This window comes from Streptomyces sp. NBC_01481 (assembly GCF_026339995.1).
GTDB lineage: Bacteria > Actinomycetota > Actinomycetes > Streptomycetales > Streptomycetaceae > Streptomyces.
This window is the reverse complement of record NZ_JAPEPT010000002.1, coordinates 337,772-354,018: the sequence shown is the minus strand read 5'-3', so window position 1 is coordinate 354,018 and position 16,247 is coordinate 337,772. Positions and strand designations below refer to the sequence as shown.

Sequence of the window (16,247 nt, the reverse complement as noted above, 5' to 3'; positions counted from 1 at the left end):
AACAGATCAGACATACGGCACGCGGTTGTCGCCCACTTGGCGTGTATGTTCCGGGGCCGAGAGCCTTGGAAGGGACCAATCCGGTGAACAAGAAGCTTGCGGCCGCACTGTCCGGCGGCGCGGTACTGGTACTGGCGCTGTCAGGCTGCACCGACGACGACGGCGACAACAAGGTGAACGACTGGGCCAAGACGTTCTGCGACCAGGCGCAGCCGCAGATCAAGAAGAGGGCCAACGCCGAGCAGGCCATCATCTCGACGGCGGCGGACGGCAAGCCCGCCGACATCCAGGCCGCCGACTCGAAGGCCTTCCAGGACCTCGCCGATGTGAACAACTCACTCGCCACCGCGGTCAAGGCAGGCGGAACGCCGCCCATCGACGATGGTGCGAAGGTCCAGCAGGACGCGGTCGCCGAACTCCAGGCGACGGCCAAGGCCTACCTCGCTCTGAAGAAGCAGGTCGACGGGCTCAACGCCAAGGACCAGCAGAAGTTCGCGGACGGGCTGCAGGGCGTCGCCGACGGTCTGGCGACGATCGAGAAGATGAAGCAGGACGCGGTGAAGAAGCTGCAGTCCGGTGACCTGGGCAAGGCAATGGCCAAGGAGCCCGGCTGCCGGACGGTGAAGGTCTCGAGTCCCCCCGCGGGCGGTTCCGGCTCGGACTCCCCCTCCACCCCGGCTTCGTCGAAGGCACCGGCGAAGGCGTCGGCGAAGGCCGCGCCGAAGCCCTCGGTGACGGTCTCGGCAGGAAAGCCGAGCGAGCTGTAGGAGCCGGCGGGCAAGAAGGGGGCCCGGCCGTGCGGCGTTTGTCAGTGTCGGCCGCCACAATGGGCGGGTGAGTACGACCAGCCCTGCCCCAGGCCTTCCTTCGCCCGACCGCTCGCCCCGGCTGCGCGAAGCCCTCCTCGCCGCCGACTTCACCGCTGACGGACTGCTCGACCTGCTCGGCGCTCCCGCCTATGCCGCGCTCGCCCGCAGTGAGACGGTGCCTGCCCTGCGCGCCACCCGAGGGGACGGCGTCCTCGACACCCTCGTACAGCTGTTTCTGCTCCAGCGCTCCGTCGCCTCCGGGCGGGCGCGGGCAGCCCTGCCACTCGACGAGTGCCTTGCCGACGGCTGGGTGGTGCAGGACGGCGAGGACGTACGCGCAACGGTCGATGTGAGGCCGTACGGCGGTCCCGAGGGCCAGGACTGGTTCATCGTCTCCGACCTGGGCTGCGCGGTCGGCGGCGCGGGTGGTGCGAGCGGCCAGGGCGAGGGAGTTGTTCTCGGGGTCGGCGGGGCATCCACCACGCTCGCCGGGATCACCATTCGTACGTCGGTGTCCTCCGCGCTCGACCTGGGCACCGGCTCCGGCATTCAGGCGCTGCACGCCACCCAGCACGCGATCCGCGTGACGGCCACCGATCTGAACCCGCGCGCCCTGCACTTCGCGCGGCTCACGCTGGCGCTCTCCGCAGCCCCGGAGGCCGATCTGCGCGAGGGCTCGCTCTACGAGCCGGTCCACAAGGACACCTTCGACCTGATCGTGTCCAACCCTCCGTTCGTCATCTCCCCCGGCGCCCGGCTCACCTATCGGGACGGCGGGATGGGCGGGGACGATCTGTGCCGTTCGCTCGTTCAGCAGGCGGGGGACAGGCTGAACGACGGGGGATACGCCCAGTTCCTCGCCAACTGGCAGCACGTGGAGGGGGAGGAGTGGCAGGAGCGGCTGCGTTCCTGGGTGCCGCGCGGCTGTGACGCCTGGATCGTCCAGCGCGAGGTGCAGGACGTGACGCAGTACGCCGAACTGTGGCTGCGGGACAGCGGCGACCACCGCGGTGACCCCGCTCAGTACGCCGCGCGGTACGAGGCGTGGCTGGACGAGTTCGAGGCTCGTAAGACCAAGGCCGTCGGCTTCGGCTGGATCACGCTCAGGAAGTCCGGTTCCGAGCGCCCTTCGATCGTCGCCGAGGAGTGGCCGCATCCTGTCGAGCAGCCGCTCGGCGCCGGCGTGCAGGCGCACTTCGAGCGGCAGGACTATCTGCGTACGCATGACGACGCGGCGCTGCTCGCCGGTCACTTCACGTTGGCCCCGGAGGTCGTGCAGGAGCAGGTCGGGCTGCCGGGCGCGGAGGACCCGGAGCATGTGGTGCTGCGTCAGAACCGCGGCATGCGGCGTGCCACCAAGGTCGACACGGTCGGCGCGGGCTTTGCCGGGGTGTGCGACGGGACGCTCAGTGCTGGACGGATTCTGGACGCGATCGCCCAGCTGCTCGACGAGGATCCGGTGGTGCTGCGTGATCGCACCCCGCAGGCGCTGCGGCTGCTGGTCGAGGAAGGCTTTCTGGAACCGGTCCGTCCATGAGGTGAATCCGGCCAACATCAAACAGAAGAAGAGGAGGGTCGGCCTCCGGGTGGGTGAACCGACGCGGCGTTCACCCGGAATTCGCACCCGTGTCGCCCGGAGGTGCCAGCCTCGGCCTCCGGGAGACCTCGGCTTCAGGGAAGGACCGGGTACGGGCATGGAGAGCGGGCCGGCGATCTTCGCGGGGACGGCGTTCACGCTGTTCGGGGCCGGGCTGCTGCTGTGGACGGGAGCACGTGTGCGCCACCGCGCGCCGGTCGCACACGGAGTGAGTCCCGCCACGGCCGTCGCGCTCGCCGCCCTCTTCGGCGCGGGGTTCCTCGCTCTCGGTCTCTGGTGCTTCGGCCGCGTCTGATCTGGGGGCATCTGGGCGCCGAAGCGCCGTCGTGCTGCTCCGGGGCGGCAGGAATGGCCGGACTCGGGTTACCGTTCGAGTGGCCGTTGCGGGCTTTTGCCGTTTGACACGGGGGCGGGTTGTACCGTCACACTCCGCAGCGACAGCAGCGTCACAGCCGTGCCGCACCCAGTGCCGTGCAGCCGTGAGCGCCCACAGAGCGTCGACCGGAGAGAAGAGCGAAGTTGTCCCCGACCAGCGAGACCGCACAGGGCGGCCGCCGACTCGTGATCGTCGAGTCGCCTGCCAAGGCGAAGACGATCAAGGGCTACCTCGGCCCCGGCTATGTCGTCGAGGCGAGCGTCGGGCACATCCGCGACCTCCCCAACGGCGCCGCCGAGGTGCCGGAGAAGTACACCGGCGAGGTGCGCCGCCTCGGTGTCGACGTCGACAATGACTTCCAGCCGATCTATGTCGTCAACGCCGACAAGAAGGCCCAGGTCAGGAAGCTCAAGGAGCAGCTCGCCCAGTCCGACGAACTCTTCCTCGCCACCGATGAGGACCGCGAGGGCGAGGCGATCGCCTGGCACCTGCTCGAGGTCCTCAAGCCCAAGGTCCCCGTCCACCGGATGGTCTTCCACGAGATCACCAAGGACGCGATCCGCGAGGCCGTCGAGAACCCGCGCGAGCTCAACACGCGCATGGTCGACGCCCAGGAAACCCGCCGTATCCTCGACCGTCTCTACGGCTACGAGGTATCGCCGGTCCTGTGGAAGAAGGTCATGCCGCGGCTGTCCGCCGGCCGTGTGCAGTCCGTCGCGACCCGTCTTGTCGTCGAGCGTGAGCGCGAGCGCATCGCCTTCCGCTCCGCCGAGTACTGGGACCTGACCGGCACCTTCTCCACCGGCCGCGCCGGGGACGCCTCCGACCCCTCCGTTCTCACGGCCCGGCTGAACACCGTCGACGGGCAGCGTGTGGCCCAGGGCCGTGACTTCGGCTCGGACGGGCAGCTCAAGTCCGCCCACGTGCTCCACCTCGACGAGGCGAACGCCCGGGCGCTCGCCGCCGCGCTGGCCGATGCGTCGTTCGCGGTCCGGGCCGTCGAGTCGAAGCCGTACCGCCGCTCTCCGTACGCACCTTTCCGTACGACGACGCTGCAGCAGGAGGCCTCCCGCAAGCTGGGCTTCGGGGCCAAGGCCACCATGCAGGTCGCGCAGAAGCTGTACGAGAACGGCTTCATCACCTATATGCGTACGGACTCCACCACGCTGTCCGACACCGCCATCTCGGCGGCCCGGGCGCAGGTCACGCAGCTGTACGGCGCCAACTATCTGCCGGACAAGCCGCGTGTGTACGCCGGGAAGGTCAAGAACGCGCAGGAGGCGCACGAGGCGATTCGCCCTTCGGGTGATCGTTTCCGCACTCCGGCCGAGACGGGTCTGACCGGCGACCAGTTCAAGCTCTACGAGCTGATCTGGAAGCGGACCGTCGCCTCTCAGATGAAGGACGCGGTCGGTAACAGCGTCACCGTCCGGATCGGCGGCCGCGCTGCCGACGGCCGGGACGCCGAGTTCACCGCGTCCGGCAAGACGATCACCTTCCACGGCTTCATGAAGGCTTACGTGGAGGGCGCCGACGACCCGAACGCCGAGCTCGACGACCGTGAGCGGCGCCTGCCGCAGGTCTCCGAGGGCGACGCCCTGTCCGCCGAGGAGATCTCGGTGGACGGCCACGCGACCAAGCCGCCGGCCCGCTACACCGAGGCCTCCCTGGTCAAGGAGCTGGAAGAGCGCGAGATCGGCCGCCCCTCGACCTACGCGTCGATCATCGGCACGATTCTGGACCGCGGCTATGTGTTCAAGAAGGGGACGGCGCTCGTGCCCTCCTTCCTGAGCTTCGCCGTGGTCAATCTGCTGGAGAAGCACTTCGGCCGTCTCGTCGACTACGACTTCACGGCGAAGATGGAGGACGACCTCGACCGCATCGCGCGGGGCGAGGCGCAGGCCGTGCCGTGGCTGAAGGCTTTCTACTTCGGCGAGGGCGACGACAGGGGCGCCGCCTCCGGCGCCCGCAACGGCGACTGGGACCACCTCGGTGGCCTGAAGGAGCTGGTGACGGACCTCGGCGCGATCGACGCCCGGGAGATCTCCAGCTTCCCGGTCGGCGAGGGCATCATGCTGCGCGTCGGCCGGTACGGCCCGTACATCGAGCGAGGCGAGAAGGACGCGGAGGGCCACCAGCGCGCCGACGTGCCCGACGACCTTGCTCCCGACGAGCTCACTGTGGAGTTCGCGGAAGAGCTGCTCGCCAAGCCGAGCGGCGACTTCGAGCTGGGCGCCGACCCCGTGAGCGGCAACCAGATCGTCGCCAAGGACGGCCGCTACGGCCCGTACGTCACGGAGATCCTTCCCGAGGGCACCCCGAAGACCGGCAAGAACGCGGTCAAGCCGCGCACAGCCTCGCTCTTCAAGTCGATGTCCCTGGACACCGTCACGCTCGACGACGCCCTCAAGCTGATGTCCCTGCCGCGTGTGGTGGGCAAGGACGCGGACGGCGTCGAGATCACCGCGCAGAACGGCCGGTACGGCCCGTATCTGAAGAAGGGCACGGACTCGCGCTCCCTGGAGACCGAGGACCAGCTCTTCAACATCACGCTGGACGAGGCGCTGGCGATCTACGCGCAGCCCAAGCAGCGCGGTCGGGCCGCGGCCAAGCCGCCGCTGAAGGAGCTGGGCACGGACCCGGTCAGCGAGCGGCCGGTGGTGGTCAAGGACGGGCGCTTCGGTCCGTACGTCACCGACGGCGAGACGAACGCGACGCTGCGCACGGGCGACAGCGTCGAGGACATCACGCCGGAGCGCGGGTACGAGCTGCTCGCCGAGAAGCGGGCCAAGGGGCCCGCCAAGAAGACGGCGAAGAAGGCTCCGGCCAAGAAGGCACCCGCGAAGAAGGCCGCGGCGAAGAAGACCGTCGCCAAGAAGGCGGTGGCCAAGAAGACCGCCGCGAAGAAGACGACGTCGGCCGCCGCGGCGAAGAAGACGACCGCGTCGGCGAAGGCCTCGACGAAGGCGTCGGCGGACGAGTAGCGGTTTGCCTGCGGGCGCTTCGAACGGGAGGTATCGCACCCTCCGTACAAAGCGCCCGTATGTTCGGACAGGCCTCCGGGGAGCGGTGCGCTCCGGATAGGCTGGGCGGATGACGCGAGCCGAGCAGCCAGCCGAGCAGCAGGCGGTCGTGAGCACCGCCTCAGAGACTGCCTCAGACTCCGACGCAACCGACGCACTTGGCGTGGATTCCCGTGAACGCGCGGTGCGCGCCCTGCTGCGCTTCCCTCCGCTCAGGCGATTGTGGAACGCCCAGGTCGTGGGCGGGATCGGTGACTCCGTCGCCCTCCTTGTCCTCCTCCTGCTGACGCTGCAGGCCTCGGTCCTGGCGGGCACCTTCGGGGAGGGCTATCGCGGAGCGGCCTTCGCCGTCGCCGCCGTGCTCGGTGCGCGAGTGCTGGCCACGCTGCTCTTCGGCGCCGTCCTGCTCGGCCCGCTGACCACTCTCACGTCACCCAAGGGGCCGCTCGACCGGCGCTGGACCATGATCGGGGCGGACGGGCTGCGGCTCGCGCTCTTCGTCGTCGCGCCGCTGTGGATCGACTGGACCCCGGACAACGCCCCGGCGATCCTGCTGATCACCGTCTTTGTCGCGGGCGTCGCCGAACGCTTCTGGACGGTCGCCCGCGACGGTGCCGCTCCCGCACTGCTCCCTGCCCCGCCGCTGGAGGGCGCGGCCGTCCGCCCGCTCCCCGACCACCTCGACGCGCTGCGCAGGCTGTGGCTGCGTACGGGCTTCGCCGTCATCCCCGCCGGTGCCGCGGTCCTGCTCGTGGCCACGCTGATCGGAAATCTGCTCGGCTCGGGCATCGACTGGTTCTCGCTGCACCAGGCGGCCCTCGGTTCGTATGTCGCGGCCGGCCTCTTCGCCGCGTCCATCTCGACGCTGTACTTCGTCGAGCTGCCCGGCTCGCAGACCCCGCGGCCGCGTTCACCGCTCGAAGGGCTGCGCCGTCCGTCCACCGGCAACGGCCTGGACAGGGGGCGTACGGGCGCCATACCGCTGTTCGTCCTCGCCTGCGGGTCGGTCGCCGCCGCGATCGCGTCCGCCGTGGCCGTCTCCGTACTGCACGCCTTCGACCTGGGCGGCGGGCCCGCCGCCTTCGCGCTGCTCGTGCTCGCGCTGACCGGCGGCGCCGGTGTCGGCATCCGCGGCGCCGCCGCCGTACTGCCCACGCTCTCGCGCCGGCGGCTGCTCGCCATCGCGCTCGCCGTCACCGGCATCGCGCTGCTCGCGATGGGCCTGGTGCCCGACACGGCGAGCGTGCTGTTCATCGCTCTGCTCGCGGGACTCGCGGCCGGTGTCGCGGCGAGCACCGGGCACGCGCTGATCGACCAGGAGGCCGAGGACTTCCGGCGGCCCCGGATCACCGAGCACCTCCAGGCGGTCGTACGAGTCTCCATCGCCCTCGGCGCGCTGGCGGCTCCGCTGCTCGCCGCGGCGATCGGGCCGCACCGGCTCGCGAGCGGGGACTTCGTCTTCGCGCACGGCGGCGCGGCGTTCACGCTGATGCTGGTCGGCGCGCTGCTGCTGCCTGTCGCGGCCGTGGTGCTCGCCAAGACGGACGACCGGTCCGGAGTTCCGCTGCGCCGGGACCTCGGCGACGCCCTGCGCGGCGGGGCCGACCCGGCGCAGGCACCGTCCCCGACCGGGTTCTTCATCGCCATGGAGGGCGGCGACGGGGCCGGGAAGTCCACACAGGTCGAGGCGCTCGCGGAGTGGATCCGGGCGAAGGGCCACGAGGTCGTCGTGACGCGTGAGCCGGGCGCCACGCCGATAGGGAAGCGGCTGCGGTCGATCCTGCTCGACGTGTCCTCGGCGGGGCTCTCGAACCGCGCTGAGGCGCTGCTGTACGCCGCCGACCGTGCCGAGCACGTCGACTCGGTCGTAAGGCCCGCGCTGGAGCGCGGCGCGATCGTCATCTCCGACCGCTACATCGACTCGTCGGTCGCCTACCAGGGCGCGGGCCGCGATCTGTCCCCGACCGAGATCGCCCGTATCAACCGGTGGGCCACGGACGGACTCGTACCGCATCTGACGGTGCTGCTCGACGTCTCCCCGGAGGCGGCGAGGGAGCGCTTCACCGAGGCGCCGGACCGGCTGGAGTCGGAGCCGGCGGAGTTCCACCAGCGGGTGCGGGCCGGATTCCTGACACTCGCGGCGGCGGATCCGGGCCGGTATCTGGTGGTGGACGCCGGGCAGGAGCCCGCGTCGGTCACCACGGTCGTACGGCACCGGCTCGACCAGATGCTGCCCCTGTCCGAGGCCGAGGTGAGGGCGCAGGCGGAGGCGCGCAAGGCGGCCGAGGAAGAAGCCAGGCGCAGGGCCGAGGAGGAGGCCGCGCGCAAGGCGGAGGAAGAGCGGATCGAACGCGAGCGGCAGGAACAGCTCGCGAAACTCCGCGCCGAGGAGGAGGAGCGCAAGCGCCGCGAGCTGGAGGAGGCGCGGCAGCGCGAGGCCGAACGGCAGGCGGAGGAGGCCCGGCAGCGGGCCGAGGAAGCACGGCGGCTCGCCGACGAGGAGCGGGCGCGGCGGCTGGCCGAGGAGAAGGCGCGCCGGGAGGAAGAGGAACGGCTTCGCCGGCAGGCGGAGGAGGAGGCCCGGCTGCGGGCGGAGGCGGAGGAACGGCGTCTCGAGAAGCAGCGCAAGGCGGAGGAGGCGCTGCTCAGGGCCGAGGAGGCGCGGAGGCTGGCCGAGGCGGAGGCAGCAGCGGCTGCGCCCTCGCCGTCGGAGGTGACGGTGCCTACGCCGGTGGTCGCGCCGCCGGACGCCGTGACGCAGGAGGTCCAGACGCCGACGCCGGGGCCGGTGGTCGATGAGACGGCCGTACTCCCGAAGGTCCCGGCGGACGCGGACGAGACTGCGGTGCTTCCTCCGGTACGGGACGCGGACGAGACGGCCGTGCTCCCTCCGGTACGGGACGCGGGCGCGGCCCGGGACGAGCGCACGCGTGAGCTCCCCCAGGTCGACCCCAGCTCGGGCCGCCCGCGCCGCCGCTCGGACTGGGCGGAGGAAACGCCACTGGACGACCTCCCGACACTGGCGGACGAACTGCTGGGCCCGCACGAGGACGACGAGAATGGCGGCCGCCGCGGGAGGCGCTGACGAGTGCCCGGCGCGGTGTCGGTTGCGCTTTGGGGTCCGGGCCTTGGGTTGCCCGGCGCCGCAGGGTGACCGTCTGGGGTCCGCTCCGGGGTCGCGTCGGGACCGTAGATTTACGGCGTGGTCCTGGCCTCCTGGCGCGGGGTGCGGGCGTCCGCGCGGGGTGATGCTTGTGGGCCCCGCGCCAGGAGGCCGACGCCGGGGATGCGGGTGCCAGCTCGCGCCGCGAAGCCGGCGCATCGGGGGTGTGGGGGCGCAGCCCCCTTCCCCCTGAGGGCCTGGGGGCTTGCCCCCAGTTTCGGGAAGGGGCGGGGTGGGGGAGACGCCCCCGGCCCTCACCCCGCTGTCAGACCTTGCCCCCACAATGGAGACCCCCACGCAAGAAAGGCGGGTGACGGCCCATGGCCGTATGGGACGACGTCGTCGGCCAGGAGCGCGTCCACGCGCAGCTCTCCGCCGCCGCCCGGGACGCCGACACCCGCGTCACCGCCGAAGCCCGCCGTGAGCGGCCGCCTGACGCGTCCAAGATGACGCACGCCTGGCTGTTCACCGGTCCGCCCGGTTCCGGGCGGTCCACCGCCGCTCGGGCGTTCGCCGCGGCGCTGCAGTGCACGAGTCCCGACCGTGCCCTCGGCGGGGAACCCGGCTGTGGGTTCTGCGACGGCTGCCACACCACCCTTGTCGGTACGCACGCCGACGTCGAGGTGATTCGTACGGACCTGCTCTCCATCGGCGTCAAGGACACCCGCGAGCTCGTCCGCCGCGCGCAGCTCTCCCCGGCCGGCGGGCGCTGGCAGGTGATCATCCTGGAGGACGCCGACCGGCTCACGGAGGGCGCGGGCAATGTCCTGCTGAAGGCCGTCGAGGAGCCCGCCCCCCGCACCGTGTGGCTGCTCTGTGCGCCGTCGATCGAGGATGTGCTGCCGACGATCCGTTCCCGCTGCCGCCATCTCACGCTTCGTACGCCACCCGTCGAGGCTGTGGCCGACGTACTGATCCGGCGTGACGGGATCGAGCCCGATGTCGCCATGTCCGCCGCCCGCGCCACCCAGGGGCACATCGGCCGGGCCCGCCGCCTGGCGACGGACGAGCGGGCCCGGGCCCGTCGGGCGACCGTGCTGAAGATGCCGTTGCGCGTCGAGGACATCGGCGGCTGCCTCAAGGCCGCCCAGGAGCTGATCGACGCCGCCGCCGAGGACGCCAATCAGGTGGCCGAGGAGGTCGACGTCAAGGAGACCGAGGACATGAAGGCGGCTCTCGGCGCGTCGGCCGGGGGGCGGATGCCCCGGGGGACCGCGGGGGCGATGAAGGAGCTCGAGGACAGGCAGAAGCGCCGCAAGACGCGTTCGCAGCGCGACAGCCTGGATCTCGCGCTGACCGATCTGACTGGCTTCTACCGTGATGTGCTCGCCCTCCAAATGGGCTCCGAGGTCGCGCTCGCCAATCTCGACGTACGGGACTCTCTCGACCGGATCGCCCACGCTTCGACCCCCGAGGGCACCCTGCGCCGGATAGAGGCGGTGGTCGCCTGTCGTCAGGCGCTGGACAGCAATGTCTCGCCCCTGCTGGCTGTCGAGGCGATGGCGGTGGCTCTGCGCGCGGGCTGAGCGACCGCGGCGGTGTTGACCGGCTCACCCGTACGGGCACCGGCGGGCATGGCCCGCACCCTGCGGCTACGCTCCGAGGATGGACACCAGGCGCCTGTTTCGCACTTCCGCCCTCGCGCTGGCCACTGCCGGTCTGCTGATCTCCGGCTGTACGGGCGGGAGTTCGTCGTCGGGCGCCTCCGCCTCCGCCGCACCGGGCCGGGCCGCCCCGGCCGCCGCTCTCAAGCCGTACTACGAGCAGCAGTTGAAGTGGCGGCCGTGCGGTGTCGAGGGCTTCGACTGCGCCACGATGAAGGCTCCGCTGGACTACGCCGCGCCCGACGGCGACTCCATCAAGCTGGCCGTCGCCCGCAAGAAGGCCACCGGCCCCGGCAAGCGCCTCGGCACGCTGCAGGTCAACCCGGGTGGCCCAGGCGGCTCGGCGGTCGACTATCTGCAGGGGTACGCGGGCATCGGCTACCCCGCCCCCGTCCGCGCCAGGTACGACATGGTCGCGATCGACCCGCGCGGTGTCGCCCGCAGCGAGCCCGTCGAATGCCTCTCCGGCAAGGAGATGGACGCGTACACCCAGGTCGACCAGACCCCCGACGACGCCGCCGAGACGGCCCGGCTCTCGACCTCGCTGAAGGATTTCGCGGCGGGCTGCAAGCAGCGTTCGGGCGAGGTCCTGCCCCATGTCTCCACCGTCGAGGCGGCGCGCGACATGGACATCCTGCGCGCTGTGCTGGGAGACAAGAAGCTGTCGTACGTCGGGGCTTCGTACGGCACCTTCCTCGGCGCGACGTACGCCGAGCTGTTCCCCGAGCGCGCCGGCCGTCTCGTCCTGGACGGAGCGATGGACCCCTCACTGCCGTCCCGTGAGATGAACCGGGACCAGACCGCGGGCTTCGAGACCGCGTTCCAGTCCTTCGCCGCGGACTGCGTCAAGCAGAAGGACTGCCCGCTCGGCGACACCTCCGCGGCGGACGCCTCGCTCCGGCTCAAGGCCTTCTTCACCGCGCTCGACGCCAAGCCCGCCGAGACCGGTGAGAGCCGCAAGCTCGGTGAGTCGCTGGCCACGACGGGCGTGATCGCCGCGATGTACGACGAGGCCGCCTGGCCTCAGCTCCGCGAGGCTCTCACGACCGCCATGGCCGGGGACGGAGCCGCGCTGCTCTCGCTGGCCGACAGCTACTACGAGCGCGAGAGCGACGGCACGTACGCGAACCTGATGTACGCCAACGCAGCCGTGAACTGCCTCGATTCGCCGCCCGCCTTCACCACCCCCGGGGCCGTGCAGTCGGCGCTCCCAGAGTTCGAGAAGGCCTCGCCGGTCTTCGGCAGGGGCTTTGCCTGGGCCTCGCTGAACTGCGCGTACTGGCCCACCCCCGCGACCGGCGCGCCGCACCGCATCGAGGCGAAGGGCGCGGCCCCGATCGTGGTCGTCGGCACCACCCGGGACCCGGCCACGCCCTACAAGTGGGCGCAGGGGCTGGCCGCGCAGCTGTCCTCGGGGAGCCTGCTGACGTACGAAGGCGACGGCCACACGGCGTACGGGCGGGGCAGCGACTGCATCGACACGGCGATCAACACCTACCTGCTGGAAGGCACGGTTCCGCCGGAGAACAAGCGCTGCAGCTGAGGCGACCGGACGTGGTTCGAGGGAGGTCCGAGGGTGGTCCGGGGCACCCGAAACAACCCTGTAGACTTGGCGCCGCTGCTGATGCGAACGTGTCTTCGTCAGGACGCGTATATCAGCAGCTTGCCGCCTTAGCTCAGTTGGCCAGAGCAACGCACTCGTAATGCGTAGGTCTCGGGTTCGAATCCCGAAGGCGGCTCCATGGGAACCCCAGGTCAAACCTTTGACCTGGGGTTTCTATCTTTCGTTGACCTTGGGATTCGGGCGAATCGGGGGGCGCGAAGTTCCCCAAGGCCGCCAAGAAGATCGCGATGACGAGGACGAGCTGCTGGCGTTCTACGACTTCCCGGCCGAGCACTGGATCCACCTGCGGACAACGAACCCCATCGAGTCGACCTTCGCGACCGTCCGTCTGCGGACCAAGGTCACCAAGGGGGCTGGCTCCCGAGCCGCCGCCCTGGCGATGGTGTTCAAGCTCGTCGAGTCCGCCCAGGCCCGCTGGCGAGCCGTGAACGCACCCCACCTCGTCGCCCTCGTCAGGGCCGGAGCACGCTTCGAACGCGGCCACCTGGTCGAGCGGCCGAAGGCGACGGCAGCGTGATGCACCAAAGACGCCGACGGGGATGGTCAAGGCCGAGAAGCAACTGCGGCTATGTCTGCTCAAAGTGGACACCGTCGAGGACAACGCCTGGATGTCTCAGCCAGAAGCCGCCCATCAGTTGGGCGTCACGCTAGCCCGCCTCGGGATGCTGATCGCCGACGGACACCCTGACACCGGGGCAGAACCCGGCCGGCAGGCCGGAGTCACAATAGCCAGCGTTCAAGCCGAGGAAACCTGGCGAGCGAACGCGACAATCCGCGCACCGACACCAGCCAGTCGAGGTCCCCGGCCGCATCGGCAAGATGACGATCATCTGCAGGCGCCAGCGTGATCGGTCCACTGGTTCCGGCACCGGCCCCACAGCGGAATAAGCGGCAACACCTCAGCCCGCCGTGCCACCAACCTCTCCGGAACACAGCAACCAGAGCCCGTTCCACGACCTGCTGGCGCCCACCCGCTGGCACGTCACCCACTCACAGCGAATGTGCTGTGCGCAGATAGTCCAGGCCGACGCGATCCGTCACGTTGTACGAGCTACTCAGACGGTGGACCACTGTCCAGCGGCCGTCAGGCACGGCGCCAGCGAACATCGATGCCGTGCGTGTCGCGCCGTTGTGCCAGATCAAGGGCAGCGGCCCCGTACGTTGCCATCCGAGGGAGGGTTCCCCGAGCGAACGGTCGAGTACGAGACCAGTCAGCACGCGTGACAGTGTGCGGGGACTTGCCCACAGCCCTCCCGCGGGCAAGATGGCTCCTGTCATGGTCCACGGTTTCATGCTGTGCCCGAACCTCCCGGTCGGCAGCAATCGGCTGCGCTGCGGTGGGTGGGCCTGCATCGCATCGCGCGGCAGGCCAAGGGGGGACAGTACGTGCTTGGCGACGAGGTCGCCGTATTCCTGCCCGGTTGCCGCAGTCAGTGCCGCCCCGAGCACCGCGTAGCCGAAGTTGGAGTACTCCTCGCGCTCTCCGGCGGGGACGCTGTCATTAATTTGCAGGTTGGGGAACGGGGGCATCGACTGGGTTGTCATTATCTGGTGCGCCCTGTTCGGTGGCCATGATGCGGAGGCTCTCGGGATGCTTCTGCGTCCAGCGTTTGCCGATGGTTCGTCCTATCTGACGTGCGCGGGACAGGGCAGAGGAGAGGAAGATGAGGTCACAGGCGATCATCGTGAGGGCGAACGCGGTGAGTCCCATGAACACGCCGATGGAGACATGGAAGGCTATGGAGGCAGCCGCCGTCCACGGGCGCAGGCTGGGCACCAGGATCCCCATCGGGAAGTACACGAGGAACAGGGCGGTGCCGTAGGTGCCGAGAAAGACAAGTATGTCGCTGTTGTAGACGAAGCTGGAAACACCTGGCAGCTCGAACTCGGGGACGCGCATGATGTAGAAGAGCGCGGTGCCGTCCTGCCAAGCTTCTCCCTGCACCTTGTACAGACCACTCACCACGTACACGAGGCACATCTGTACGGCAATCGCGGCCACGCCAAGATTGTGCAGTGGAACACCGAGAGAGCGCACGCTCTCCGGGAGTCGTCCGATGACACGGCGGGCGGATCCGCTCGAGAAGGAGAAATGCTGGTAGCAGTTTGTCAGGAGCAGCATAGGGATCACGAGTTGGGCAAGGTTGTCTCCCCCGTCTATCACAGCCGTCTGCCGCTCGTAGAGCGACCAGAGGAATATTCCGTGCGCGGCAAGGACTGCCCTGCCCCCCACGCCCAATGTCACAGCCAGAGCGGCGAGGAGACCGAGGTGGAAGACCGCTTCGAACCAGGCCTCGGAGGTGCTCCAGGTGTAGAGACTGAAACTGCCCTTCTCCTGGACTTGTTCGACGAAGAGGCGGTGCGGTAGGACGGAATCCGCTCCCGGGCCGAACAGGTAGTGCCGATCGCTGTAGTGACTCAGGTAGTACATGAAGCCGACGAAGCCCAGCAGTGCACGGGTTCCTGACACTCCCAATGCAGCGACGGGGCGACTGGCAGCTGAGTCAATCGATTCCTTGATGCTCACTGCAGTTCAACCGCCTTTTTCCATGGCAAGTCGTAAAGGTCCAGCGAGCTCTTCGCCTTGGAGTTGTTCCGCTGTGACCACGGAGGCAGCGTCTTGACATACATGCGTGCCTGGACAGCGGTCGGCCCCGTGCCATCTGGGCAGACATTGCCCATTTTGGTCAGTGCGAAGCGGGACAAGGATCGCTCAGCATCCTCATGCTGACGCTCCTCAAAGGGCGTCAGAGGGATATCACGCTTACCCTTTCCGTCTTTTGCCTTGGAGTCTTCCGTATTCTTCGACTCCTGCTTCTGACGGAGACGCAGCAACAGGTCATCTGAATCGTTGAGCTGACGGATTCCGGTGCTTACCAGCCTCGGCACACGGGAAGGGAAGAATCGGTCGTCCTGAGTCTCTTTGATCAAGGGGCCGGTCACATCGTAGTAATCCGTGACGGAACCGTCAGCGCACTTTGCACGCGCTACTATCCCCTCATCATTTTTCACCGGCTCAGGAGCGAACAGACTCCAGTTCTGCGTGAAGTACGGGTCCAGATAGCCGCTGATAACTGCATGCAGTTGAATTTTGGCTGGGCTGAGTGGCGCCTGGGAGAACGCCGCGATGAAGAAATGGGCGCCCAGGAGGGCGGCACCAGCCAACAGTGCCGCCCTCTGGATGCGCCGGTGGCGCGCTATCACCTGTCGAAAGCCGTCGCCGCAGCAGAGGAACCCTCGGCCGACACCACCGCAGGCGCGGCGAAAAGGCTGGTGCTGCCGATGAACTCAGCCGCCGAACTGGCAACCGAGCTCGCAGCGGCACGTGCGTGAACGCCAGCCCGTGCGGCAGCCCGGCCGGCGGCCTGGGCAGCCCGGGCGCCGGCCGCGGCCTTCGGCGCCACCGGGGTCTCCTTGCTGGTGGCCTGAGCACTCAGGCCACCGGTGGCCTGCTGCGGCGTGGAGGCCTGCGCGGAACCCTGCATCGACACCATCAGGAGCGTGCCCGCAACGGCCACACCGAAGACGGCAGCAGCATTCTTCTTCTTCATTTTTTTCCCCTCTTTTATGTGCTACCTGGTCGCCTGAGGTGAGAGCAGCGGCGCGCCAGAAGGTGTTGGTCAGACATCCTCGACCGCTCGTCCTCATGGGAGAACCAGGCTTTCCGACGGGAACGGAAGATTGCTCGCGACGTGCGCCCCGTAATATCGACTTCCCTCTGCAAGTCGATTCCTAATGCTCGCCGCGATTCGTGATCATCTTAAGAAGAATGATGTGGGCATCTCAAGGGGTGGTTGTGTGGTGATCATCACAGCGCCCATTTCGAGGTGAATGCGGCTCGATGAGTGTGAGTGTGACCGGCGGTGACTGGTGGGAGTCAGCCCCTGTGCTGACCGGTTCCGAACTCTGGACCGTTCATCTCTCAATCTTTTATGGAGCGTTATCGGCCACGAGTTTGGCGCAAATATCGCGAAGGGCTGGCTGGTAGCGTTCCGGCAGTTCTCGCCCCGCGTGGCGCCCTTGTCTGTACCGCTTGGCTGCTGTGACATGC

12 protein-coding genes, 1 tRNA gene and 1 pseudogene are annotated in these 16,247 nt (G+C 69.1%); 10 read left to right on the top strand and 4 right to left on the bottom strand.

Annotated features, from left to right (window positions below):
* Positions 1–83: 83 nt before the first annotated feature.
* The 10 genes and pseudogenes from OOK40_RS12100 to OOK40_RS12055 all read left to right on the top strand — a co-directional run bounded on the left by OOK40_RS12100 (position 84) and on the right by OOK40_RS12055 (position 13,044).
* Positions 84–767 carry a small secreted protein gene (locus OOK40_RS12100; RefSeq protein ID WP_266479821.1) on the top strand — a complete coding sequence of 228 codons (684 nt, stop codon included), beginning with the start codon at positions 84–86 and terminating at the stop codon, positions 765–767.
* A gap of 67 nt (positions 768–834) precedes the next feature.
* Positions 835–2,346 (top strand): class I SAM-dependent methyltransferase, encoded by a 1,512-nt coding sequence (locus tag OOK40_RS12095; RefSeq protein ID WP_266479819.1) that lies wholly within the window; start codon positions 835–837, stop codon positions 2,344–2,346.
* A 157-nt stretch (positions 2,347–2,503) separates the two neighbouring features.
* On the top strand, positions 2,504–2,701 hold the full coding sequence (locus OOK40_RS12090; RefSeq protein ID WP_266479817.1) for a hypothetical protein: 198 nt from the start codon (positions 2,504–2,506) through the stop codon (positions 2,699–2,701).
* Between the two features lie 224 nt (positions 2,702–2,925).
* Positions 2,926–5,766, top strand: a complete 2,841-nt coding sequence (topA, locus tag OOK40_RS12085) for a type I DNA topoisomerase (RefSeq protein ID WP_266479815.1) — start codon at positions 2,926–2,928, stop codon at positions 5,764–5,766.
* A gap of 109 nt (positions 5,767–5,875) precedes the next feature.
* A complete protein-coding gene (tmk, locus tag OOK40_RS12080; protein WP_266479813.1) occupies positions 5,876–8,890 on the top strand; it encodes a dTMP kinase in 3,015 nt (1,004 codons plus the stop codon).
* Positions 8,891–9,288: 398 nt separating this feature from the next.
* Positions 9,289–10,494, top strand: a complete 1,206-nt coding sequence (locus OOK40_RS12075) for a DNA polymerase III subunit delta' (protein ID WP_266479811.1) — start codon at positions 9,289–9,291, stop codon at positions 10,492–10,494.
* 79 nt (positions 10,495–10,573) lie between these two features.
* Positions 10,574–12,115, top strand: a complete 1,542-nt coding sequence (locus OOK40_RS12070; protein ID WP_266479809.1) for an alpha/beta hydrolase — start codon at positions 10,574–10,576, stop codon at positions 12,113–12,115.
* A 122-nt stretch (positions 12,116–12,237) separates the two neighbouring features.
* Positions 12,238–12,314 (top strand) — tRNA-Thr (locus tag OOK40_RS12065).
* A gap of 108 nt (positions 12,315–12,422) precedes the next feature.
* Positions 12,423–12,713 (top strand): annotated as a pseudogene (locus OOK40_RS12060) (transposase); the annotation flags it as partial.
* Between the two features lie 22 nt (positions 12,714–12,735).
* On the top strand, positions 12,736–13,044 hold the full coding sequence (locus tag OOK40_RS12055) for a hypothetical protein (protein ID WP_266479807.1): 309 nt from the start codon (positions 12,736–12,738) through the stop codon (positions 13,042–13,044).
* Between the two features lie 142 nt (positions 13,045–13,186).
* Here OOK40_RS12055 and OOK40_RS12050 read toward each other — a convergent pair whose 3' ends face one another.
* The 4 genes from OOK40_RS12050 to OOK40_RS12035 are packed head-to-tail and all read right to left on the bottom strand — an operon-like array spanning position 13,187 to position 15,747.
* Positions 13,187–13,726: a serine hydrolase domain-containing protein gene (locus OOK40_RS12050; protein WP_266479804.1), complete on the bottom strand. Its 540-nt coding sequence runs from the start codon at positions 13,724–13,726 to the stop codon at positions 13,187–13,189.
* A complete protein-coding gene (locus tag OOK40_RS12045) occupies positions 13,698–14,723 on the bottom strand; it encodes an HTTM domain-containing protein (RefSeq protein ID WP_266479801.1) in 1,026 nt (341 codons plus the stop codon). Before OOK40_RS12045 ends, OOK40_RS12050 begins: the two co-directional genes overlap by 29 nt.
* Complete coding sequence (locus OOK40_RS12040; RefSeq protein ID WP_266479798.1) at positions 14,720–15,361, bottom strand: DUF5819 family protein; 642 nt, start codon at positions 15,359–15,361, stop codon at positions 14,720–14,722. The genes OOK40_RS12045 and OOK40_RS12040 overlap by 4 nt, the downstream gene beginning before the upstream one ends.
* A 35-nt stretch (positions 15,362–15,396) precedes the next feature.
* Complete coding sequence (locus OOK40_RS12035; protein ID WP_266479796.1) at positions 15,397–15,747, bottom strand: hypothetical protein; 351 nt, start codon at positions 15,745–15,747, stop codon at positions 15,397–15,399.
* Between the last annotated feature and the right edge of the window lie 500 nt (positions 15,748–16,247).